The sequence below is a fragment of the Actinoplanes sp. OR16 genome, assembly GCF_004001265.1.
GTDB lineage: Bacteria > Actinomycetota > Actinomycetes > Mycobacteriales > Micromonosporaceae > Actinoplanes.
In genome coordinates, this window is record NZ_AP019371.1 from 2228866 (window position 1) to 2251545 (window position 22680).

Consider the following 22680-nt stretch of genomic DNA (forward strand, 5'->3'; position numbering starts at 1 on the left):
GTCGTCGGGGACAATGGTCGAGGCAAGCATCGAACTTCGTACGGCACGGCTAATCAAGATCGGTAAGTGTGTTTGAGCGTGGCGATTCGTGGCGGAACCGACGGCCGTGACAGGATGCGGGGCGTGGAGGCCACCGCGGAAACTTATGTCGCGGACCTTCACATTCACTCGCGATACTCGCGGGCCTGCAGCCGTGACCTGACCCTGCCGAACCTTGCCTGGTGGGCCCGGCGCAAGGGCATCGCGCTGCTCGGCACCGGCGACTTCACCCACCCGGCCTGGTTCGAGCATCTGAAGGAGAGTCTCGAACCCGCCGGGCCCGGTCTGTTCCGGCTGGCCGACGAGAAGCCGGTGACGAAACGGCTGCCCGGCTCGCTGAGCGGCACCGCGCCGGCCCGGTTCATGCTGAGCGTCGAGATCTCCACGATCTACAAGCGCGGCGACAAGACCCGCAAGGTCCACCACCTGCTGTACGCGCCCGACTTCGCCAGCGCCGAGAAGATCAACACTGCGCTGGCCCGGATCGGCAACCTGACCGCCGACGGCCGGCCGATCCTCGGCCTGGACTCGCGTGACCTGCTCGAGATCACGCTGGAGTCCGGTGGATACCTGGTCCCCGCGCACATCTGGACGCCGTGGTTCTCCGCCCTCGGCTCCAAGTCCGGCTTCGACGCGATCGCCGACTGCTACGCCGACCTGGCCGACCACATCACCGCCGTGGAGACCGGCCTCTCCTCCGACCCGGAGATGAACTGGCGGGTCTCCAGCCTCGACCGGTACCGCCTGGTCTCGAACTCCGACGCGCACTCGCCGGCCGCGCTGGCCCGCGAGGCCACCCTCTTCACCGGTACGCCGGACTACTTCGCGGTGAAGGACGGCGTCGGGCTGGCCGGCACGCTGGAGTTCTTCCCGGAGGAGGGCAAATATCACGCGGACGGCCACCGTGCGTGCGGCGTGAACTGGGAGCCCGCCCGGACGCGGGAGTCGAACGGCCGCTGCCCGGAGTGCGGCCGCCCGCTGACCGTCGGCGTGCTGAGCCGGGTCGAGGATCTGGCCGACCGCCCGCTCGGCTTCCGGAAGGACGACCACGTCGAGCACCTGATCCAGCTGCACGAGATCATCGGCGAGATCCACGGTGTGGGCCCGAAGTCGAAGACGGTCGAGGGTCAGCTGAACCACCTGGTCGCGGCGCTCGGCCCGGAGCTGGACATCCTCCGCAAGGTTCCGGTCGACGAGATCGGCAAGGCCGGCGGCGACGAATTGCGGGAAGCGATCACCCGGCTGCGGCGGGGCGACGTACGACGGATCCCGGGTTATGACGGCGAATATGGCGTGATCACTCTGTTCGAGCCCGGTGAGCTGCGGAATCGCGCCAGCGCCCCCCAGTCCGAGACGCTGTTCGACATGCTCCCGGTGGAGAAGCCGAAGCCGGCGGCCACCAAGCCCAAAGCGACGAAGCCCGTCAAGGAGAAGCCCGCCCCGCCGCCGATCGCCCCGCCGCCGAGCCCGCACGAGCCGTTCGAGCCGATGCTGGCCGGCATGGAAGAGGTCGGCACCGGTCTGCTGGACCGCCTCGACGCGATGCAGCGGGTCGCCGCGTCCGCACCCGGCGGACCTCTGCTGATCGTGGCGGGACCGGGCACCGGCAAGACCCGCACGCTGACCCACCGGATCGCGTACCTCTGCGCCGAACTGGGTGTCTTCCCCGAGCGCTGCCTGGCGATCACGTTCACCCGGCGGGCCGCCGCCGAGCTGAAGGAACGCCTGGATGCGCTGCTCGGTGACGTGGCCGAGGACATCACGGTCGGCACGTTCCACTCGCTCGGCCTGACCGTGCTGAAGGAGAACGCCAAGGTGGCCGGCCTCGGCGCGAACTGGCGGATCGCCGACGAGCAGGAGCAGGCCCAGGCGCGCGAGCAGGCCGGGGTGGACGACGCGGCGTACCGCAAACTGCTCCGCCAGCAGGACCTCGTCGACCTGGACGACCTGATCAGCCTGCCGGTGACGCTGCTCCGCGAGGATCAGGCGCTGGTCGAGAAGTACCGCAGGCGCTGGCAGTGGATCTTCGTTGACGAATACCAGGACGTCGACGAGCTGCAGTACGAACTGCTCCGCCTGCTCAGCCCGGCGGACGGCAACCTGTGCGCGATCGGCGACCCGGACCAGGCGATCTACTCGTTCCGCGGCGCCGACGTGAAGTACTTCCTCCGGTTCAACTCCGACTTCGTCGACGCGCGGCTGGTCCGGCTGACCCGCAACTACCGGTCGTCGGCGCCGATCCTGGCCGCCGCGGTGCAGGCCATCGCGCCCTCCTCGCTGGTCAGCGGCCGCCGGCTGGACCCGGCCCGGCTCGACCCGGAAGCGCCGCTGGTGGGCCGCTACCCGGCTCGCAGCGTGTCCGACGAGGCCGATTTCGTGGTCCGGACGATCGACGAGCTGGTCGGCGGCCTCTCCCACCGGTCGCTCGACTCGGGCCGGGTCGACTCCCGGGCCGCCGTCGCCGGCACCCTGTCGTTCTCGGACATCGCCGTGCTCTACCGCACCGACGCCCAGTCCGGGCCGATCCTCGACGCGCTCTCCCGGGCCGGCGTACCGGTTCAGAAGCGCTCGCACAACAGGCTGCGCGATCGGCCCGGCGTCCAGGTGATCGCCCGCGAGCTGCGGCACGCCGGCGGACCGGCCGGGGCGCTTCCCGCCCGGGTCAAGGCCGCCGCGCAGACCCTGGCCCAGCGGTACGCCGCACCGACGCTGGACGGCGAGCAGCTGGCCCCCGAGGACGTCTGGGCGGCCGCCGACCTGCTGGCGCCGCTCGCGCTGCGGGCCGGCGACGACCTGCCGCTGTTCCTGCAGCAGCTGGAGACGGGCGCCGAGGTGGACGCGCTGGACCCGCGCGCCGAGGCGGTCAACCTGCTGACCCTGCACGCCGCGAAGGGCCTGGAGTTCCCGGTCGTCTTCCTGGTCGGCTGCGAGGACGGCCTGCTGCCGCTGAAGTGGCCGGGCGCGGCGCCCACCGAGGAGGACGTCGCCGAGGAGCGGCGGCTGTTCTTCGTGGGTCTCACGCGGGCCCAGGATCGGCTCTATGTGAGCTACTCGGCGAAGCGGTCCCGGCACGGGAGTGAGCGGGAGCAGGCGCCGACGCCGTTCCTGGACGTCATCGATTCCGGGCTGTTCGAGCGGCTGGGCGAGTCGACACCGGCGAAACCGAAGGACCGCCAGCTGCGTTTGCTTTAGGGCCTGGTTCTCTACCGCACGCTACGGTGGCAGGCAGCGATTTCCGCCTCTGGAGGAACCCCGATGTCTCAGCCGTGGCCGGGCCGCAGCTCCGAGGATCCCTACTCGGAACCGTCCGACCCGTGGAGCGACCAGGAACAGCAGCCCTGGGCCACGCCGCCCGCGCCGCCGCTGCCGCAGCAGAAGACGCCGGCGGCATACGTCCCACCCCAGTGGGACCGGCAGCAGCAACCGGCCCGGCGGGGCTTCGCCATGGGCGCGCTGGTCGCCGTGCTGAGTGTCCTGGTCGGCGGCGGCATCGCGACCGCCGCCTGGTTCCTGCTCGGCCGTGACGACACCCCGCAGGCGACGACCTCGGTGGAGCCGACGACGCCCGGTGGCAACGGCCCTCGCCCGCAGGCCAGTGAGGACGCCCGGTTCGCGGCGAAGGGCCAGTGCGTCCGCAACGACGGCAGCAACCTGGAGCCGAAACTGCGCGTTGTGGCGTGTGCCGCGAACACCTATGAGGTGCTGAAACGCATCGACGGCCGGACCACCGGCGACAAGGACGCGATGTCCAAGTGCGCCAAGGTCGACGGGTACACCAAGTGGTACTACTACGACACCGAGTACGACGACGTCGACGTCGTTCTCTGTCTCCGTGAGTATGGGAAGGTCTAGCGAAATAGCTAGAAAGCCCTAGAGGCCTATCGAGAGTGAAATCGAGCGGACTCTAGCGTCATCACTAGACAGCCCGATACTGTGCTACGCCATGGATCCCGTGCGGAACCCGTACGCTCCGGGCGCCGGTCAGCGCCCGCCCGAGCTCGCCGGCCGCGACCGTGAGCTGGACGTCTTCGACGTGGTGCTGGAACGGGTGGCCCGTGGTCGCCCCGAACGCAGCCTGGTCCTGACCGGCCTGCGCGGTGTCGGCAAGACGGTCCTGCTCAACACCCTGCGCTCGGCCGCGATCGGCCGGCTCTGGGGCACCGGCAAGATCGAGGCCCGGCCGGACCAGTCGCTGCGCCGCCCGGTCTCCGGCGCGCTGCACATGGCGATCCGCGAGCTCGCCCCGCACCACCGCGACCCGGACCGGGTGGACGAGGTGCTCGGCGTGCTCAAAGCGTTCGCGCTGCGGGCCAACGACCCGAACGGGAAGATCCGGGACCGCTGGACGCCCGGCATCGACGTGCCGCCGGCACGCGGCCGGGCCGACTCCGGGGACATCGAGATCGACCTGGTCGAGCTCTTCACCGACGCGGCCTCGCTCGCCACCGACGTGGGCACCGGGATCGCCCTGTTCATCGACGAGATGCAGGACCTGAGCGCCACCGACGTCTCGGCGCTCTGTGCGGCCTGCCACGAGCTGTCCCAGCTCGGCGCCCCGCTGATCGTGGTGGGCGCCGGCTTGCCGCACCTGCCGGCCGTCCTCTCCGCGGCGAAGTCCTACTCCGAGCGCCTCTTCCGGTACGCGCGGATCGACCGCCTCGACCGGGACGCCGCCGACCTGGCGCTGGGCGTGCCGGCCGAGCGGGAGGGCGTCGAGTACGACCAGGAGGCGCTCGACCTGCTCTACGAGAAGTCCGGCGGCTATCCGTACTTCGTGCAGGCCTATGGGAAGGCCACCTGGGACCACGCCCCGCAGACCCCGATCACGGCGAACGACGTGCAGGTCGCGGCCCCGGAGGCGGAGGCCGAACTGGCGGTCGGCTTCTTCGGTTCCCGGTTCGAACGGGCCACCCCGGCCGAGCGGGAGTACATGCGGGCCATGGCCGCGCTCTCCAGCGATCCCGGCAACGACATGGACGCCGCCGTGCCGACCTCGGACATCGCGACGTCGCTCGGACGCAAGCCGGCCAGCCTCTCCCCGGCCCGCGATGCCCTGATCAAGAAGGGGCTCATCTACTCCGGGGAACGGGGCACCGTGGCGTTCACCGTCCCGCACTTCGGCCGCTACCTCAGGACGCAGCCGGTATGAGGCCGTCGCTGCGGGTATAACCGAATTCATGAAGCCCGTTCGCAGCGCCGCCCGTGCCATGCTCGCTTCGATCTTCGTGATCAGTGGTGTCCGCGTGCTGATCCAGCCCGGTGAGGGCCGGATCCAGGCGGCCCGCCGGGTCACTCCCTGGCTGGAGAAGCTGGATCCGCGTATCCCGGCCGATCCCGAGACGGTGGTCCGGGCGAAGGCGGCGGCCGACGTCGTCGCCGGTCTCGCGCTCGCGACCGGCCACTTCACCCGTCCCGCCGCGGCAGTGCTGGCCGCCGGCCTGCTGCCGACCACCTACGCCGGCCACCCGTTCTGGGCCGTGCCGAAGGAGGAGCGTGCCGCCCAGCAGGTCCACTTCCTGAAGAACCTGGGCCTGCTCGGCGGTCTGCTGCTGGCCGCCGCCGACACCGAGGGCAAGCCGAACCTGCGCTACCGGACCTCGCACGCCGTCGACCGCAGCCAGCGCAAGATGAAGCGTGCCGTCCGGACCGCCAGGCGAGAAGCCAAGATCGCCGCCATCTCCGCGACGACAGCCCGCAAACTCCCCGGGTGAGTGGCGGGCATGTCCGGATAACAACCTATAAGCGGCCTTTGCGTTAAAGCGGACGAGGGGCCGCACGGTCGGTCTGCGCCTTCTAAGCTCGCTTCCGCCCGGCTACAAACCTGCCGCCCGCTCTCCTCCGATCCGTCCTGTTCGGAATCGGTCGAGGGCCGGGCGACAGCCGTGCCGTGCCCGGAGGACGAGACGGGGGTCGCGCCATGCCGGCAGTCAACAAGGGTGGGCGCCGTGCTGCGCTGCTTGCGCTGGGCGGTGCGGTCACGCTCCTGCTCATCACCCTTCTCCAGCATCTGTACGGCCTGAGCACCCTGGAAGTACAGCTAGCAGCAATCCGATCGTGGATCGTCGGCGACGGCCTCTACACGTACCGTGAAACCGGCGCCGCCTTCACCCCGGCCCTGGCCCTGCTGATCGCGCCGCTGGCCACCCTCCCGCTGCCGGTGGCCGGCTGGCTGCTGACGCTGGCGAGCCTGGCCGCACTGCTGCTGTCGTCCGTGGTGCTGACCGGACCGCTCGCCCGCCGCTACGGACGCAACCGGATGACGCTGGCCCTGACCCTCACCGCGCTCGCCCTAGCCGCCGGCCCGGTGCGGGCCGCGATCGGACTCGGCCGCACCGACGTGATCCTCTTCGGCTTGGTGGTCGCCGACCTGGTGGCGCTGCGCCGGGCGCGGGCGTACCGCTGGTGGCCCGCGACAAAAGCGGAACGCTCACCGAAGGAGTGGCTGCACCACATCTGGCGAACCGGCGGCTGGGCCGGCGTCGGCGTCGGACTGGCCGGCGCTCTCGCGGCCGGCCCCCTGCTGCTGATCCTCTACCTGCTGCTCAGCAAGCAGCGCCGGGCCGCCCTGACCGCACTGGCCACCGCTGCCGTCGTCACGCTGGGCACCCTGGTCGCGGCCCCTTCCGAGGCCCTGAGCTGGTACGGGACGGTGGTCTGGGAACTGGATCGGACCGTCCCGATGAACGACCCCGGCAACCAGTCACTGGCCGGTGTGCTGGCCCGTCTCTACGGCCTCAACGCCCCGCCCGTACTGGTCTGGCTCTCCTTCGGTGTGCTGCTGCTCGCCGTGGGCCTGATCCGGGCCCGGTCCGCTCACGCCGACCGCGACGAGACGGCCGCCTTCACCCTGATCTGCCTGGCCGGGGCGGCGGCCGGCCCGGTGACCGGCCCGGGTGAGGCGATCTGGCTGCTGCCGGCCGTGCTGATCCTGACCGACAAGGCCCTCCGCCGCCGAACCACTCCGGCCCATCCGCGAGCCCGATTCCCCGGTGCGGGTTTCGCGGCGGCGGCCCTGGCAGGATGCGCCCTGCTACTGCTGGACCCCCTGGGAGCGGTAGTCGGGAACGGCTACGCCATCCTCCTGATCGTCCTGGTCAACGCCTTGCCGTGGAGCCCGGAGCCCACCGGCCGCCCACCACTGCGCCGCACACCTCGACGCCGCCAAGCAGCGATCCCCGTCCCCCGAGGCGGCTGACCCACCTCGGCTGGGCACTCGTGGGGCGTGAGGGCACGCCGGGGCCGGCGGTGGCGTGAGCCGGGCGAAGGTGGCCGCCGGTGTGGTGCGCTGGGCGACGCTTTCGATGCGGTGGGGGACGGCCGTCATCCCCGTACGACTAAGGGCAATTGACCCATTCTTCGGTGCCGTCCCGGAAAACCTGGCGCTTCCAGATCGGCAGCCGCGCCTTGGCCTCGTCGACCAGGCGGGCGCACGCCGCGAACGCCGCCGCGCGGTGGGCGGTGCTGACCGAGGCGACCAGCGCCACGTCGCCGATCTGCAGGGTGCCGATGCGGTGCGAGACGGCGACGGCGTAGACGTCCGGGTCGGCGGCGATCTCGTCGGCCACCTCGCGGAGGATCTTCTCGGCGGTGGGGTGACCCTCGTATTCGAGAAGGGTCACGCCCCGGCCGCCGTCGTGGTCGCGCACCACGCCCTGGAAGGACACCACGGCACCGGCACGCGGGTCGGCCACGGCGGCTTCGTGAGCGGCGAGGTCGAGCGGCGCGTCGATCACCTCGACGCGGGCGACGAAAGTCATGGGTCAGCGCTCCCCGGGCGTCAGCGGAAGGGGCAGGAAGGGAACCAGGTCGCCGGCCGCGGCCTGCGAACCGGGACGGACCACTACGAAACCGTGCGCGTTCGCCAGGCCCCGGAGCATCGCGGAACCCACGTGACCGACCGGCGTCGCGGTGCGGCCGGAAGCGTCCAGCGCGGCGAGGGCGAGGTGCGTGTCACCGCCGCGGCCCCGCACCGCCGCCGACAGCTCGACCAGTGGCAGTGGCGCGAGCGGGCGACCACGCAGGCCGGCCAGCAGCGGTGCGACCAGCGAGATCAGGGCGATCACCGCGGACTGCGGGTTGCCGGGCAGCCCGGCGATGAAGCGCGGGCGAGGACCCGGAACCCGGGCCAGCAGCATCGGGAAGCCGGGGCGGACCGCGACGGTGTTCACGATGTAGTCGGCGCCGAGCTCGGCAAGCGCGGGGTGCAGGTGGTCGACCGGGCCGTGCATGGTGCCGCCGGTCGTGCAGACGACGTCGGCCTCGTCGAGACCGGATCGGATCGCGTCGAGGTGGGCGTCGAGGGTGTCCTTCACCGGGCCGGTGACGCTGGTGACGGTCGCGCCGTTGCGGCGCAGCCAGCCGGGGACCTGCGGGCCCAGCGAGTCGCGGACCCGGCCGGCACCGGGCGGGCCCTCGGTCAGCAGCTCGTCGCCGAAGACCAGCATCGCGGCGCGAGGAACCGGGTAGACCGGGACATCCGAGTAACCGCAGGTGGCGGCGACTCCGATGACGGCCGGGTCGATCGGCGTCCCGGCCGGGAGCAGCTCCTCACCGCGGTGCGCCTCCTCACCCGGCAGACGCCAGTCGGGCACCGGGCCGTTGCGCGGCTCGCCGGAGACCCGGCCGTCCGGGCCGGTCGTCGAGTCCTCGATGCGGACCAGGGCGGTCGCGCCCTCCGGCACCATCGCGCCGGTGGCGATCTCGACACAGGCGCCGTCGCGACTGAGCGGCGGAGGTGTGCCGCCGGCCAGCACCCGGCCCTCGGGCAGCCACGGCCCGGGACCGCGCACGGCCCAGCCGTCGATGCTCGACGTCGGGAACGCGGGCAGGTCGGTCAGCGCACGCAGGGGCTCGGCGAGGGTCCGGCCGTCGGCGTCGGCGAGTGGCACCCGCTCGGCGCGGCCCGCGGCGGCGACACCCGCCTGATAGGCCAGCGACCGCGCCTGTTCCCAATCCACTGTCACCCGCAGAGCCTAACGCCGAGCCGTCAGTGATCTCCGCCGCGGATCTGGTCGACGGTGTGCTTCAGGATCGGGCCGAGCACGGCCAGCCCGTCCTTGGCGCCGCCGGTGGATCCGGGCAGGTTCACGATGAGCGTGCGCCCGGCGACACCGGCCAGGCCACGGGAGAGGGCGGCCGCCGGCACGCGGTCCCGGCTGTACGCCCGGATCGCCTCGGCGATGCCCGGAATCTCGAAATCGAGCAGGCCACGGGTCGCCTCGGGAGTCCGGTCGGTCGGGGTGACCCCGGTGCCGCCGCTGGTCAGCACGACGTCGACGCCCTCGTCGATCGCGTCCCGCAGCGCCGCGGCCACCGGATCGCCGTCCGGGACCACGACCGGGTCGCCGACCTCGCAGCCGAGGTCACGCAGGCCGGCCACGAGACGCGGGCCGCTGGTGTCGGAGTAGACGCCGGCCGAGGCGCGGTTCGACGCGACGATCACCCGGGCCTTCACGGGCGGTCCGCCGGGCGCTCCCAGAGGCCGGTCTTGCCGCCCTCCTTGCGGATCACCCGCACGTCTTCGATGCTCGCCGCCGGGTCGACCGCCTTGATCATGTCGATCACGGTGAGACCGGCCGTCGCGACAGCGGTGAGGGCTTCCATCTCCACGCCGGTCCGGTCCGCGGTCTTGGTGGTCGCGGTGATCTCCACTGTGGTGTCGGTGGGGGTCAACTCCACGGTGACACCGTGCAGCCCGATCGGGTGACACAGCGGGATGAGATCTGGGGTCCGTTTCGCGCCCATGATGCCCGCGAGGCGCGCCACGGCGAGGGCGTCACCCTTCGGCAGGCCGTCCCGGCGCAGCAGGTCGATCACCTCGGCGGTGGTGCGGACCCGGCCTGCGGCGACGGCACGACGCGCGCTGACCGCCTTGGCGGACACGTCGACCATCCGGGCCGCGCCGGTCTCGTCGACGTGGGTCAGCTGGAATTCCTGGGGCATACCGGGAGCTTATAGAGCGCTCGAGGCCGCCGCGTTCGCATCGCCGCCGTATTGGCTTCACACTTTGTCCATACCGGGAGGTCATGCTTCCGGCACTGGTCAGGGTCGTGGTGGCAGTTTACGAAAATGAAATTCGGAATGCGATTTTCATTGCATTGAGTTGCCATTCCGAAACTGTCGGTAACGAAGTCGCGATCTATTCTCGCATTCTGCGCATAGTTACACGATCCACTTGAAACCGACATGCCACGGAACCTAAGTTCTGTCCTGTCGCGACGGACAAGTGCCAAATCCCCGTCACCGGAGCACGATTCCGGCGGCGCCCGCTGAAAATGAGGAGAAAGCCATGCGCGGCAGCAACGACTGGAGCTGAGGGACGAGGGTGCGCGATAAGGCGTGCATGAATAGCCTGGGAGCCTGGAGCGACGAAACGCTTACGCTCGGCGACGAGGCGACATGACTGAGACCAGCACCAACGACGACGCGACCGATCAGCGGCTACGGCTGCTCATCGGTCTCGTCGTCGTTGCGGCGTCGATCACGACGGCCGGCTGGCTGCTTCATCTCGTGCGCTTTCCGGCGCCGATGCCGCCTCCGTGGGCCCTCGCGCTGCTCAGCCTCTCCGTGGTGGCAGCCAACAAGCTCAAGGTCTCGGTACGGATCAGGTCCAGCTTGGACGGCACCACCTGGGGCGAGGTCCCGGTCCTGGTCGGCCTGGTGCTGTTCCCCGCGCCCTGGGTCGTCTTCTGCTCCACCATCGGGGTCGCGGCCCTCAAGCTCGCGGCCCGGCAGGGCACCCGCAAGACCGTCTTCGCGACCGCCAAGGAAGCGCTCACCGCCAGCGCCGCCGGCCTGGTCTTCCTCGCCTCGGGCGTCCGGCCCGACCTGATCGACCCGCCGTTCCCGCCGCTCGCCATCGTCGCGGCGCTCGCCGCCTTCACCGTCGTCGACAACGTGGTGTTCGTGCCGGTCATGGCGGCGAACACGCGGACCACCGTCCGGCAGGCCGCGCTGACGAACGGCAAGCGCAAGGTCCTCGGCTTCCTCGGCCAGCTCGCCGCGACCCTGCTCGTCGTCGGCCTGGTCGCCGCCGACGCCAACATGGTGCTCCTGCTGGTCGTCCCGCTCGTTGTGGCCTGTATGCACCTCTGGCAGTCCCGCAGCGCCCGCACCCGTGAGGAGCGCGAGTCGTGGCAGCGCCTGGCGAAGGCGACCGACGAGCTGAACGCGGTCGACCTCACCCGGGTCCTGCACGCGGCGACCACCCGTGCCGCACAGATCTTCTCGGCCGCCGAGGCCACCATCGACGTGACGGCCGGCGGGCAGGGGCGCACGGTTCGGGCCACCGAGTCCCGGGTGCTCACCGACGGCCCGCTGATCGCCGCGCCGGCCCACCGCGACGAGAAGGCAGTCGACCTGGTCGCGCACGACGGCGGCGTCCGGGTCGGTGTGCTGCGCCTCTGCTTCGGCGGCGCGGTCCGGCTGACCGAGGTGGAGCAGTACAAACTGCGTACCTTCGCCTCGGCCGTCTGCACCGCGATCCGCAACGCCCAGGCCTACGCCGAGCTGGAACGGATCGCCGCGGAGAACGAGCACGCCGCCACCCACGACCCACTCACCGGCCTGGCCAACCGCCGCCGCCTCTACGAGCACGCGGGCGCCCTCTACCAGAGCACCGGGCAGTCCGGCCTGTTCGCGCTGCTGCTGATCGACCTGAACCACTTCAAGGAAGTGAACGACACACTCGGCCACGCCGCCGGGGACGACGTGCTGCGTGAGGTGGCCGGCCGGCTCAGCGGCGCGGCATCCGCCGGTGACCTGGTGGCCCGGCTCGGCGGCGACGAGTTCGCGGTGCTGATGACCGGCCTGCCGACGCCGGCACTCGCCACCCACCGGGCCACCTCGATGCTGCGGGCACTCGACGCGAGCATCGAGGTCGAGGGCATGCAGATCACAGTGGACGCCGCCGGCGGCATCGCGCTGGCGGCCGGCACCGGCGGTGTCGAGGAGCTGATGCGCCGCGCCGACATCGCGATGTACCAGGCGAAACGTTCCGGCGAGCCGACCGCGATCTATGTGCACGCCCAGGACACCGCCGATCTCGAGCGGCTGATGCTCACCGGCGATCTGCGACGGGCGGTGGCCGAGCACGAGTTCACCGTCGAGTTCCAGCCGATCGTCGACCTGGGCAGCGGCGAGGTCGTCTCGGCCGAGGCGCTGGCCCGCTGGCGGCACCCGGCACAGGGCAGCCTCACGCCGGTGCAGTTCCTGGAGACGGTGGAGCGGTCCGGTCAGCTGCCGGCCTTCGCCGACGCGGTCCTGGAGCAGTCGCTGATCGCCATGCAGAGCTGGCGGGAGGCCGGGTTCGACCTGCCGGTCGCAGTGAACGTGTCGCCGCGCAGCCTGCTCGACCCCAAGTTCCCGAGCGCCGTCCTGGCCCGGTTGTCCCGCCACGACGTGCCGGCCGACCGGCTCATCCTGGAGCTCACCGAGACGCTGACGATCAGCCAGCTCGACGTGGTCGAGCGGGCCCTCGCCGAGCTGCGTGACGCCGGGATCCGGCTGGCGATCGACGACTTCGGCACGGGGGTGTCGTCGCTGTCGGTCCTGTCCCGGATCCCGGTTCACCAGTTGAAGATCGATCGGGAGTTCGTGGCATCGGTGGAGACCTCGGCGGAGGCGGCGGCGGTCATCCGGACGACCGTGGACCTCGCCCGCAACCTGCGCCTCACCGTGGTGGCCGAGGGGGTGGAGAGCGAACCGCAGCGCCGGGCCCTCTGGGAAGCGGGCTGCCTCGCCGGCCAGGGTCACCTCTTCGCCCGGCCCTACTCCGCGGCCCGGTTCCTCACCGCCCTGCAGCGCGGGTTCGGCGGTCGTCCGGGTGTGCTCGCCGACGCCCTGCACGACACCGGCGCCGTGGTGCGGATGCCGGCGCGACGCTCCACCAGGCGCTCTCTGCCACACTTGCCGGCGTGACCGACCTGCTCAAACGTTTCGACCGGGCGTGGAACGGCCGCGTCGCCGATCTGGTGCTCTACGGGGTCTCCGCGGCGTTCGCGCTGATCACCGCGTTCACGTCGACGTTGCTGCCGCATCGCGCCTGGGGTGCGGTCGCCGTGTGGGGCTACCTGGCGGCGTTTCTGATCGCCTTCGGCAGTCGCTCGATCGTCGTACGCGAGGCCGTCGCCTGGGTCACCTGGTCCGCCGTCGCTCTGCTCCCGCTCGTCGTGCAGGCCGTCCAACGGGCCGGTGGTCGTACCGATCGCGCCCAGGAGGAAGTAGCAGTCGTCGAGCACATGGGCGAGTCGCTGTTGCACACCGGCACGCCCTATCTGAGCCGTGCCGAGATCGCCGCACTGCCGGTCGACGAGCGCCTGCTCGGTTACCGCCCCTATCAGCCCGGCATGGGCGTTTTCGGTCTCCCGCGCGCGATCGCCGGTGACCATTGGTGGACCGACTCCCGTGTCTGGTTCGCGATCGCGACGGTTGTCGCTCTCGCTGTGGCGGTCACCCTGCTGCGTTCTTCACCATTGCGCGTACGAGCGGTGCAGGCTGCCACGGTATTGCCGGTGACGGCCCTGACCCTGGCGACCGGAGGCGACGACATCCCGGTCCTCGCCCTCTGCCTGCTCGCCCTGGCACTGGCGTTCACCGGGCGGTACGGCTGGGCCGGCGCGGCAGTGGGAGCGGCCGCCGCCTGCAAGCTCTTCGCCCTGCCGGTCGTCGCCGTGCTCGCCGTCCTGGCGGTGATGAACGGCCGCTGGCGCCGTTTCCTGCCGCCGGCGATCGGCCTGCCCCTGCTCGCCCTGATCCCGCCACTGCTGGTGAACGCGGACGCCCTCATCGAGAACGTGCTGCGGTTCCCGCTCGGGCACGGCTTGGTCACCAGCCCGGCGCAGTCGCCGTTCCCCGGATACCTGATCTCGCAGGCGGTGCCGGGCGGTCGTTACGTCGCCGCGGGACTGCTGGTCACGGCCGCCGCGGTGATCGGCTTGTGGCTCATCCGCCGTCCGCCGCGCACCGCTGCGGCTGCGGCCCTCTTCTGCGGCTGGGGCCTGCTGGCAGCGATTCTGCTGATGCCGACGACGCGTTTCGGGTACTTGCTCTATCCGGCCGCGCTGCTGCTGTGGGCTCCTGCTCTTTCGCTTGGACTCAGCAACCACACAGCTACAACGGCCCCACGGCATGACACAGCCTTGTACCGTCAATGAAATGATGACCTGTCCCAAGTGTCATGGCGAGATGCGGGTCTACGAGCGCAGTGGCGTGACGATCGACCAGTGCACCGAGTGCCGCGGGATCTTCCTGGACCGCGGTGAGCTCGAGAAGCTCTTCGCTGCCGAGCAGTCATACAACGCCCGTCCGGCCGGCCCGGGGCAAGCTCCGCCGCCCGCGCCCGCTCCGCACCAGAGCCACCAGCCCGGTTATCCGCCACCTCCGCCGCCCCCGCCGGCCTACGGCGCCCCGGCGGGTTACCCGCCGCCCGCGCCGGCCTACGGTCGTCCGGCGGCCTACGGCCACCACGGCCACTACCGGCAGCAGCACCACGGTCACTACCGTCGCCGGAGTTTCCTGCACAACCTGTTCGACTGAGGTCTCTCAGGTCTTTCCAGGGCTGATCGGGTTTCGACCCGGTCGGCCCTGTTCTGTTTCTCCGGGCTCACCCCGGGCTTCCGCACATTGGGATGATCACGTGGCGTTGCCGTGCTCGCTTCCCGGCTCGCCCTCCACACAGGGTGATCACCTCCGGCCACCTGACGTGGCGTTGATCACTCTCCGTAACCACAAAGCGGAGTCGGATCGTCACTTAAAAGTGAACTATTTCGATGAGGCTCTCTTTTCGTGTGCGTTACGAAGTTACAGAAATACGCAACGTCGCTGATCTTGGGTATTGTCACGTCGCCCCCCCTGTCGCGGCGAGCGGAGGAACAACCGTGACTGAAACCCTGCGAACCGACCTCGAAGACGTCTACGGCCGATACGAAGAACTACGCTCCGGAGTGGACGAACTGCAACGCAGCATCGCCACGATGCAGGTGAGCGCCGAGTCCGCGGACGGCGCCGTCCGCGCCACTGTGGACGCCGACGGCCGCCTCGTCGATCTGATGCTGAGCCCGGCCGCCTGCCGCGAGTGGGACGTCAACACCCTCGCCCGCGTGATCGTGGAAACCGTGCAGAGCGCGTCGGCCGGCAAGTACCAGCAGCTCGAAAACATCGTGACCAGCCACCGGGCCGACAGCAGCGCCTGAACCCGGCGCGGACATCCACGCCGGGCGGGGGCAGCGGCGGGTGTGTCAGATGGCCATGTCCACGAAGCGGGACAGGTGGAGCTGGGCCGCCACGGTGACCGTGTCGGTCGGGCCGTTACGGTGCTTCGCCACGATGAAGTCGGCCTCGCCGGCCCGCGGCGACTCCTTGTCGTAGTAGTCGTCGCGGTGCAGCAGGATCACGACGTCGGCGTCCTGCTCGATCGAGCCGGACTCACGCAGGTCGGAGAGCTGAGGCCGCTTGTCGGTGCGCTGCTCGGGACCACGGTTCAGCTGACTCACCGCGATGACCGGGCACTCGATCTCCTTCGCCAGCAGCTTCAGACCACGGGAGAGCTCCGAGACCTCCTGCTGACGGCTCTCGGTCTTCTTCGGCGAGCTCATCAGCTGGAGATAGTCGATCACCAGCAGCCGCAGGTTGTGCCGCTGCTTGAGCCGCCGCGCCTTGGCCCGGATCTCCATGAGGTTCATGTTGGGCGTGTCGTCCACGAAGATCGGCGCCTGGCTGATCTCGCCCATCCGCCGGGCCAGTTTCGTCCAGTCGTCGTCGGAGAGCTGCCCTGATCGAAGGGTGTGCAGCGGCACTCGCGCCTCGGCGGAGAGCAGACGCATCACCATTTCGATCTTGCTCATTTCCAGCGAGAAGATGGCGCTGGCGTGACCGTGCTGGATCGCCGCGTTACGGGCGAAGTCCATGCTCGCCGTCGACTTACCGAGACCGGGGCGGCCGGCCACGATGATCAGCTGGCCGGCGTGCAGGCCGTTGAGCAGGCGGTCCAGGTCCTGGAAGCCGGTCGGCACACCGGTCATCACGCCACCGGCCGCGCCGACCGCCTCGATCTCGTCGAGGGTGGGCTGGAGCATGTCGCCGAGGGCCGCGAAGTCTTCGCTCACGCGTTTCTCGGTGACGTCGTAGATCGCCTGCTGAGCCAGGTCGACGATGTCGTCGACGTCCCGGCCGCCGTTGCCGCCCGTGCCGTAGCCGAGCTGCACGATCTTCGTCCCCGCCTCGACGAGACGGCGCAGGATCGCCCGCTCCGAGACGATGCGGGCGTAATAGGAGGCGTTCGCCGCGGTCGGCACGCTCTCGATCAGGGTGTGCAGGTATGGCACTCCACCGATGCGCTGCAGGTCGCCGGAGTCGGCAAGGGCCGCCGCTACCGTGAGCGCGTCGGCAGGTTCGCCCCGCCCGTACAGATCAAGAATGACGTCGTAGATCGTGGCGTGCACCGGACGGTAGAAGTCACCGACCTTGAGGATCTCGACGACGTCGGCGATGGCGTCCTTCGAGAGCAGCATGCCGCCGAGCACGCCCTGCTCGGCCGCGACGTCCTGCGGCGGGGCCTTGTCGAAGCCACCACCGCCGCCACCACCGCCGTTGCCGCTGCCGCCGTCACCGCCCTTGCCGCCCGCCTTGAAGGAGCCGCCACCCCCACCCGGCTGTGAGGGCGGACGAGACTCCGGCCTTGCGTCATCGGTGATCGACACCCCGGAGACTCCTTCCGCTGGCCATGCCCGCTGTCCGATCGAACAACCTGGGTACGACACTTTCGGCTGAACCTCGGGACGAGTTCAGAAGAACTCTCCGATCATTTTCGGCACCCGAGGCTGGACCACTGTACGAATCCCGCCGCCACCTGCCCAACTACGCCGGTGGACGAGCCTCGGGACAACCTGTGGACAGCATGGGGCGTGCCTGTGGGTAGCCCTGTGCACACCATGTGGACAACTGTTGGGGACAACCCCCTGACCCGCAGTTTTGTCATCCCCACCTGTGGAGGGCAGAAAATATCGCGGATCAGGGGAAATACTGTGCCCGGTGAGCAAACCGTCGCGCTGAGGCGTTGCGGTTCCGCCCTCAGCACGTCACCCTTTCCACGTGGACCAACGGGAGTGGGACTACGGCGCCCGCATGTCGCGCGAGAGGCGCGCTGCGGAGGCTTGGCCCACCCGGGAAACGGACGACGACTCCGATCCCCGCTGGGCCTCGCTGACCGACACCGGCAGCATGGCGCCGAGCGACGAGGCGCTCAGCTGGCAGCGCCGCGCTGACGCGTGGGCTCAACAGGCCGAGGTCGAGGTCTACGGCGGCGGCGGGCAGAACGTCGAACCCACCGCGAACCGCTGGTCCGACGTCGCGTCCACCGGCCGGACCGCCTTCCCCGCCGACGGGCAGGGCTGGCGCACCGAGACGTCCGAGTGGCGGGCCACCGGCGCACGCTGGCGGCAGACCACCGAGTGGCGCTCGTCCACCGGCTCCCACGTGTGGCGGTCCACCACCGAGGCCTGGCAGTCCGAGGAAGAGCTCGCCGCGGCGAACGAGAACCAGGCCATCCCCGGCACCGCCTGGCCCACGCCCGACCAGGAGGAGACCGGCAACAGCCCGGCGTCCTGGCAGCGCCGGGCCACCACACCCGTCGAGCAGACTCCGTCCTGGCAGCGCCCCTCCACCTCCACTCCCTCGTGGCAGCGCGGCACCGGATCTTGGAGCACCCGCGTCCCCGAGCAGCCCCCCGGCGAGAACACGACTGGGCTGGCCCGCTGGGAACGCACCGACGCACCCGGCTGGCAGACGTCGCCGGTCGAGGACGCTCAGCACCTGGTTCGTGACGACGACCGGGCGGCATGGCAGCGGGACCAATCCCCTCGCCGTGGCCGCCGCCGCGCTCCCGATCCCGACCCCGCGCCGTCCGGCGGCTCCGGCTGGTCCACCGAATCGAATTCGGACAGCTGGGAGAGCCACACCGACACCGGAAACATCCAACCCTGGGGTACGCCGACCCGCTCCGGCGGCGTCCGTCCCGACGAGCCCGAGCCGCGGCGTTCCCGGAGGCGGGCTGCTCCGAACGACGACGCCTCTTATGGGGAGCCGCCTCGGGCGGTTCCGCCTCGCTCGTCCTACGGAGAATCGCCTCGGCCGCCTTTCGAGGGTTCACCGGCCGACACCGGCGCCCGCGCGATCGGGCCCGCCGACACCGGCGTCGGTGCGGCGCCCGCTGGTCAGGGTGGCCGTCCGCGCCGCTACAACCAGGGCAACGCCGACTGGCGTGAGGACACCGCTTCCTGGACTGCGGAGCCGGACACCAGCAACTGGACCCGCGACCCGGACACCGGCCAGTGGAGCCGTGCCGAGGACGACCCGCGCGTACTCGCCTGGCGCGCCGAAGCCGCCCGCCGCGAATCGATGAAGGACACCGCGGAGCCGGACGACACCCCCGCGCCCCGCTCCGGCCGTCGTGCCCGCCGCGACGAGCCGGCCGGCGGCGTACCCGGTGGTCCCCTGCCCAGCAGCGGCATGCCCTCACCCGACACCGCCTGGCCGACGAGCGCCGCACCGGACGCCCCCGGCTCCCGAGGCATGGCCATGCTGCCGATCCCGCGCAGTGGCATGCCCGCGAACCGGCAGCTGCCCAGTGGTGCGGCGCCCTATGAAGCCGGTGGCCCAGCTCCCTACGAAACCGGCGCAGGCCGCCCGCGCCCTGGAGATACCGGACAATTCGGCCGACGCCCCGGTGACACGGGCCCGTTCGGTCCGCGTCCTGGTGACACGGGCCAGTTCGGTTCACGTCCTGGTGACACGGGCCAGTTCGGTTCACGTCCTGGTGACACGGGCCAGTTCGGTTCGCGCTCTGGTGACACGGGCCAGTTCGGTGGCGGCCCGGGCGATACCGGACAGTTCAGTGGCGGTGGCAGGCGCTCCCGCGACGAAGGTCAAACCGGCGACTACGGCACGGGTCGCCGCCGCCGCGCCGCCGAACCCGAGCCGGACGCCGACTCCTGGCAGACCCGCCGTGATCCCGCAGGCCCTCTGCCGCCACGCCGCGAGCTGCCGGCCGGTGGTTCCCAGGCAGGCGGTTCCCAGGTAGGCGGTTCCCAGTCCGGCGGATTCGCCGCCGGACCCTCGGCGCGCCCACGAACCGAACGCCCGGAACCTGACCTTCCCGAACCGCGCCGCCCCTTCGGCAACCCGCAGCAACGCGCGCTGCCCGGCGGTTCGGACTGGTCCGCGGATCAGACACGCCAGGACGGCCGCTGGGAAGCTTCCGGAGAGACTTCACCTCCGGGTAGGGCCTGGCCCGGTACGACCCGCCCCGACCAGCCCAGGCCCGATTCCCGGCGTGACGCGCAGAGCTTCGGAGCAGCTTCGCCGACGAGCGCCCCGTCGTGGAACCGCGACCCGTCCGGCACCGGCAACCTCGACTCCACCGGTTCGTGGAACCGCGACGCGTCCGGTTCCACGTGGAACCGTGACTCCGCGAGCAGTACCGGCACGCCTTCCTGGCAGGACCCCTCCCGCCCCGGCCCGACCCGCCCGGCGAGCGGCCCCGCATGGCAGGACCGTGATCCCGCCCGCCCGGACACCGCACGAGGCCGGCCGGACACCTCCCGCAACACGCCTCCAGCCCGGGACGACCGCGGCCCATCGTGGTCCGATCCATCCCGCACCCCCTCCTGGCGCGACGACCCGCGACCCCCGTCCTGGCAGGAACCCCGCGACGACGCTGCTCAGCAGGGCCCTTCGTGGCAGAACCCGCAGTCGAGCGCCCCGTCCTGGCAAACCCCTCGCGATGACACGCGCGCCAACCCCGGCGCCCCCTCATGGAGCGACTCGCGCAGCCCGAGCACCCCGTCATGGAACGACCCGCGTGGCACCACCGACGCCCCGTCATGGAACGATCCGCGTGGCAATACCGACGCCCCGTCGTGGAACGATCCGCGTGGCACCACCGACGGCCCGTCATGGAACGACCCGCGCGGCACCACCAACGCCCCGTCATGGAACGACCCGCGCGGCACCACCGACACCCCGCCGTGGCAGGAGCGCACCGGCCCGGCACGCCCGGCGAGCGGTCCGGCCTGGCAGGACGGCCTCCGCGGCGACTCGGCACGACCGGGCGGTTCGGCTCGTCCGGTCAGCGGTACGGCTCGTTCAAGCGGCTCGGCCCGCCCGGTAAGCGGCACGGCCCGCCCGGTCAGTGGGCCGGCTTGGCGCGACGACACCGGCCGTACCGCTGCGTGGTCTGCCGACCCGGGCCCCACCTGGCAGGACCCGGCCCGCGGCCGCAACCCCGCAGCCGCCCCTTCCTGGCAGGACCCGAACCGCGACACCCCCGACTGGCAGGTATCCACCCGAGGCCCCGGCGGCGATTCCTGGCAGAGTCCGTCCCGCCGCGGCCCCGGCGGTGACTCCTGGCAGGACGACCGCGGCGGCCCGAACCGGCAGGATCCCCCTCGCGACGATCGTGGAACCGGCTCGTGGCAGGACGCCGGCCGTGACACCCGATCAGGCTCCGGCCGCGCAGGTCAGGACTATGCAGGTCAGGGCTATGCAGGTCAGGATCGGGCAGGTCAGGATCGGGCAGGTCAGGATCGGGCAGGTCAGGATCGGGCAGGTCGCGGCTGGGCGGATCAGGGACGGGAGGGCAACGGCCACTCCCCGTACGGCACGGCCCGTGCACTTCCCGCCGGCCCCTCGCGCGAAGAGCCGGTCCGGCCCGCCTACGACGCCGGGGCGCAGCGTGCCCTGCCCGCCGGCAACTCCTGGCCCGAGCGACAAGAGCCCGCCGGCAACTCCTGGTCGGACCGGCAAGAACCCGCCGGCAACGCCTGGCCGGAGCAGCAGGACGACGAGCGGCGCAAGCCCCCGTACGGCGACGACTGGCCCGGTACCGGCGGCGGAGGCTCCTACCGCGGTTCGGCCTCGGGCAGCCCCGAGCAGGCACGGCAGGAGCGCAAACCGACGTACGGCACGCCCCGCGAACTGCCCGCCGGCAGTGGCGGCTGGCCCGACCCGCTGAGCGGCCCGCCGCGCCGGGCGAGCGTGGAGCCGTGGAACGCAAGCGATGCCCCGGAGCCGGGTGCGACGACCGACTGGCTGGCCGCTGAGCGTGCCACCAGCCGGCGCAATGCTGACTACCGCGACGGCGCCGGGCAGGGTGGTGAGACCGACTGGCGCCAGTCGCTAGCGCCTCAGAGCGACCTTGCCGAGGGTGAGTCCCGGCGGTATGACACGTCGGACTTTCCGCCCTTTCGGCCAAGTGGATCAGCGACGGTCGACGGATCGGCGAATCTGGCCCTGAGCACCACCTCCGTCATCAAGACGGGCCCTGACATCGAATCCCCGGCGGCCCCGCCCGTGAGCGCGGCGCGGACGGCGAAGGCAGCAACCCCGCCGGCCCCCGCCGCCTGGGCGACCGATGACAAAGAGGACACCTCCTGGCCGCCGCGTCGCAGCACGGGCGCGTTCCAGGGCACCGGCTCCTACGAACGCCGCCCGGTCACCAGCGGTCTCGTCGCGAGCAGCGGCACCGACCTGCTCGACCCGGATGACGACGAGGAAGACGAGGAGACCTCGAACAGCCCGCTGGCGGCAGTCGGCTACACGGTCGTCTGGTACGGCGTACCGGTCATCCTCTTCGTCGCCGGCATGTTCCTGCTGAACAGCGGCCAGCGCAGCCACGCCCTGGACACGCTCGCCGACGCCGCCCCCGAGTTCGCCGTGTCGCTGGCGCTGAGCATGCTCGTGGCCTTCGCCCTCCGCCGCGCGACGACGGCCTGGAAGTCGGCCAGCGTCGGCCTGGCGGCGGCGGTCGTCGGCGGCGGCCTGGCGACGGTCCTGAGCTCCGCGATCACCGGCAACAGCCTGAGCTGAAAGCCATCCCGAACAGAGGAAACGCGAAAGGCGCGCGGGGCCGAAGCCCAGCGCGCCTTCACGGTGCAGCCGGTATTACTTGGCGGCGACGACGTTCACCGGGAACGTCGCGGTCACCTCGGGGTGCAGCTTGACCGACACGTTGTACGAGCCCGTGGTCTTGATGTGACCCGGGAGCTCGAGACGACGACGGTCGAGAGCCGGACCGCCGGCGGCCTTGACCGCGTCGACGATCTCGGCCGGGGTGATCGAGCCGAACAGGCGGCCGCCGTTGCCGGACCGCGCGCTCAGCGTGACCTTGAGGCCGGCCAGCTGGCCCTTGACCTCGGTGGCCTGGCCCAGGTCACGGATCTCACGAGCCTCGCGGGCCCGCTTGATGACCACGACCTGCTTCTCGGCGCCCTTGGTCCACTGGATCGCGAAACCCTGGGGCAGCAGGTAGTTACGGCCGTAGCCGTTCTTCACCTCGACGATGTCGCCGGGGGTGCCGAGGCCGGAAACTTCCTGAGTAAGGATGATCTTCATCTCGGTGCCCCCTCTCAGCGAGCCGTGGCCGTGTACGGCAGGAGCGCCATCTCACGGGCGTTCTTGACCGCGCGGGCGATCTGGCGCTGCTGCTGCGAGGTCACACCGGTGACGCGGCGGGCACGGATCTTGCCGCGGTCGGAGATGAACTTGCGCAGGAGCGCGGTGTCCTTGTAGTCGATGTAGGTGATCCCGTCCTTGTCGAGCGGGTTCACCTTCTTCTTCGGCTTGCGAAGCGCAGCAGCCTTAGCCATT

17 protein-coding genes are annotated in these 22680 nt (G+C 71.0%); 10 read left to right on the top strand and 7 right to left on the bottom strand.

What is annotated here, in order from left to right; translation table 11 throughout:
- The first annotated feature begins 114 nt into the window (after positions 1-114).
- The 5 genes from EP757_RS10390 to EP757_RS10410 all read left to right on the top strand — a co-directional run bounded on the left by EP757_RS10390 (position 115) and on the right by EP757_RS10410 (position 7234).
- A complete protein-coding gene (locus EP757_RS10390) occupies positions 115-3231 on the top strand; it encodes a UvrD-helicase domain-containing protein (RefSeq protein ID WP_127554182.1) in 3117 nt (1038 codons plus the stop codon).
- 63 nt (positions 3232-3294) lie between these two features.
- Positions 3295-3891: a hypothetical protein gene (locus EP757_RS10395; RefSeq protein WP_232050451.1), complete on the top strand. Its 597-nt coding sequence runs from the start codon at positions 3295-3297 to the stop codon at positions 3889-3891.
- A 91-nt stretch (positions 3892-3982) separates the two neighbouring features.
- On the top strand, positions 3983-5188 hold the full coding sequence (locus EP757_RS10400; protein WP_127544272.1) for an AAA family ATPase: 1206 nt from the start codon (positions 3983-3985) through the stop codon (positions 5186-5188).
- 28 nt (positions 5189-5216) lie between these two features.
- Positions 5217-5750, top strand: a complete 534-nt coding sequence (locus tag EP757_RS10405) for a DoxX family membrane protein (RefSeq protein WP_127544274.1) — start codon at positions 5217-5219, stop codon at positions 5748-5750.
- Between the two features lie 206 nt (positions 5751-5956).
- Positions 5957-7234, top strand: coding sequence for a glycosyltransferase family 87 protein (locus tag EP757_RS10410; protein WP_127544276.1), 1278 nt, complete (start codon positions 5957-5959; stop codon positions 7232-7234).
- A gap of 139 nt (positions 7235-7373) precedes the next feature.
- Here the strand turns inward: EP757_RS10410 and EP757_RS10415 are convergent, their stop codons facing one another.
- Genes EP757_RS10415 through moaC form a run of 4 tightly spaced genes read right to left on the bottom strand, consistent with a single transcriptional unit; the run spans position 7374 to position 9981 of the window.
- Complete coding sequence (locus EP757_RS10415; RefSeq protein WP_127544278.1) at positions 7374-7796, bottom strand: molybdenum cofactor biosynthesis protein MoaE; 423 nt, start codon at positions 7794-7796, stop codon at positions 7374-7376.
- 3 nt (positions 7797-7799) lie between these two features.
- Complete coding sequence (locus EP757_RS10420; RefSeq protein ID WP_127554184.1) at positions 7800-8996, bottom strand: molybdopterin molybdotransferase MoeA; 1197 nt, start codon at positions 8994-8996, stop codon at positions 7800-7802.
- A gap of 29 nt (positions 8997-9025) precedes the next feature.
- Positions 9026-9517: a molybdenum cofactor biosynthesis protein B gene (locus tag EP757_RS10425; protein ID WP_127554183.1), complete on the bottom strand. Its 492-nt coding sequence runs from the start codon at positions 9515-9517 to the stop codon at positions 9026-9028.
- Positions 9490-9981, bottom strand: coding sequence for a cyclic pyranopterin monophosphate synthase MoaC (gene moaC / locus EP757_RS10430; protein WP_127544280.1), 492 nt, complete (start codon positions 9979-9981; stop codon positions 9490-9492). Before moaC ends, EP757_RS10425 begins: the two co-directional genes overlap by 28 nt.
- 456 nt (positions 9982-10437) lie before the next feature.
- Here moaC and EP757_RS10435 point away from each other — a divergent pair, with 456 nt between their 5' ends.
- The 4 genes from EP757_RS10435 (at position 10438) to EP757_RS10450 (ending at position 15230) form a co-directional block, all read left to right on the top strand.
- Complete coding sequence (locus EP757_RS10435) at positions 10438-12957, top strand: bifunctional diguanylate cyclase/phosphodiesterase (RefSeq protein WP_127544282.1); 2520 nt, start codon at positions 10438-10440, stop codon at positions 12955-12957.
- Positions 12954-14192 carry a glycosyltransferase 87 family protein gene (locus EP757_RS10440; RefSeq protein ID WP_127544284.1) on the top strand — a complete coding sequence of 413 codons (1239 nt, stop codon included), beginning with the start codon at positions 12954-12956 and terminating at the stop codon, positions 14190-14192. Before EP757_RS10435 ends, EP757_RS10440 begins: the two co-directional genes overlap by 4 nt.
- Positions 14193-14196: 4 nt before the next feature.
- Positions 14197-14574 (top strand): zf-TFIIB domain-containing protein, encoded by a 378-nt coding sequence (locus tag EP757_RS10445; RefSeq protein WP_370457853.1) that lies wholly within the window; start codon positions 14197-14199, stop codon positions 14572-14574.
- 341 nt (positions 14575-14915) lie between these two features.
- On the top strand, positions 14916-15230 hold the full coding sequence (locus tag EP757_RS10450; RefSeq protein ID WP_127544288.1) for a YbaB/EbfC family nucleoid-associated protein: 315 nt from the start codon (positions 14916-14918) through the stop codon (positions 15228-15230).
- Positions 15231-15275: 45 nt separating this feature from the next.
- Here the strand turns inward: EP757_RS10450 and dnaB are convergent, their stop codons facing one another.
- Positions 15276-16736: a replicative DNA helicase gene (dnaB, locus tag EP757_RS10455; protein ID WP_127544290.1), complete on the bottom strand. Its 1461-nt coding sequence runs from the start codon at positions 16734-16736 to the stop codon at positions 15276-15278.
- 391 nt (positions 16737-17127) lie between these two features.
- Here dnaB and EP757_RS42760 point away from each other — a divergent pair, with 391 nt between their 5' ends.
- Positions 17128-21900 carry a hypothetical protein gene (locus EP757_RS42760; protein WP_160165782.1) on the top strand — a complete coding sequence of 1591 codons (4773 nt, stop codon included), beginning with the start codon at positions 17128-17130 and terminating at the stop codon, positions 21898-21900.
- 75 nt (positions 21901-21975) lie between these two features.
- On the opposite strand, the gene rplI is transcribed toward EP757_RS42760, so the two are convergent.
- Both rplI and rpsR read right to left on the bottom strand, forming a co-directional pair.
- Positions 21976-22425 carry a 50S ribosomal protein L9 gene (gene rplI / locus EP757_RS10465; RefSeq protein ID WP_127544292.1) on the bottom strand — a complete coding sequence of 150 codons (450 nt, stop codon included), beginning with the start codon at positions 22423-22425 and terminating at the stop codon, positions 21976-21978.
- A 14-nt stretch (positions 22426-22439) separates the two neighbouring features.
- The gene (gene rpsR / locus EP757_RS10470) at positions 22440-22679 is read right to left on the bottom strand and encodes a 30S ribosomal protein S18 (RefSeq protein ID WP_007073789.1); all 240 of its coding nucleotides are present in this window, start codon (positions 22677-22679) and stop codon (positions 22440-22442) included.
- Position 22680: the final 1 nt, after the last annotated feature.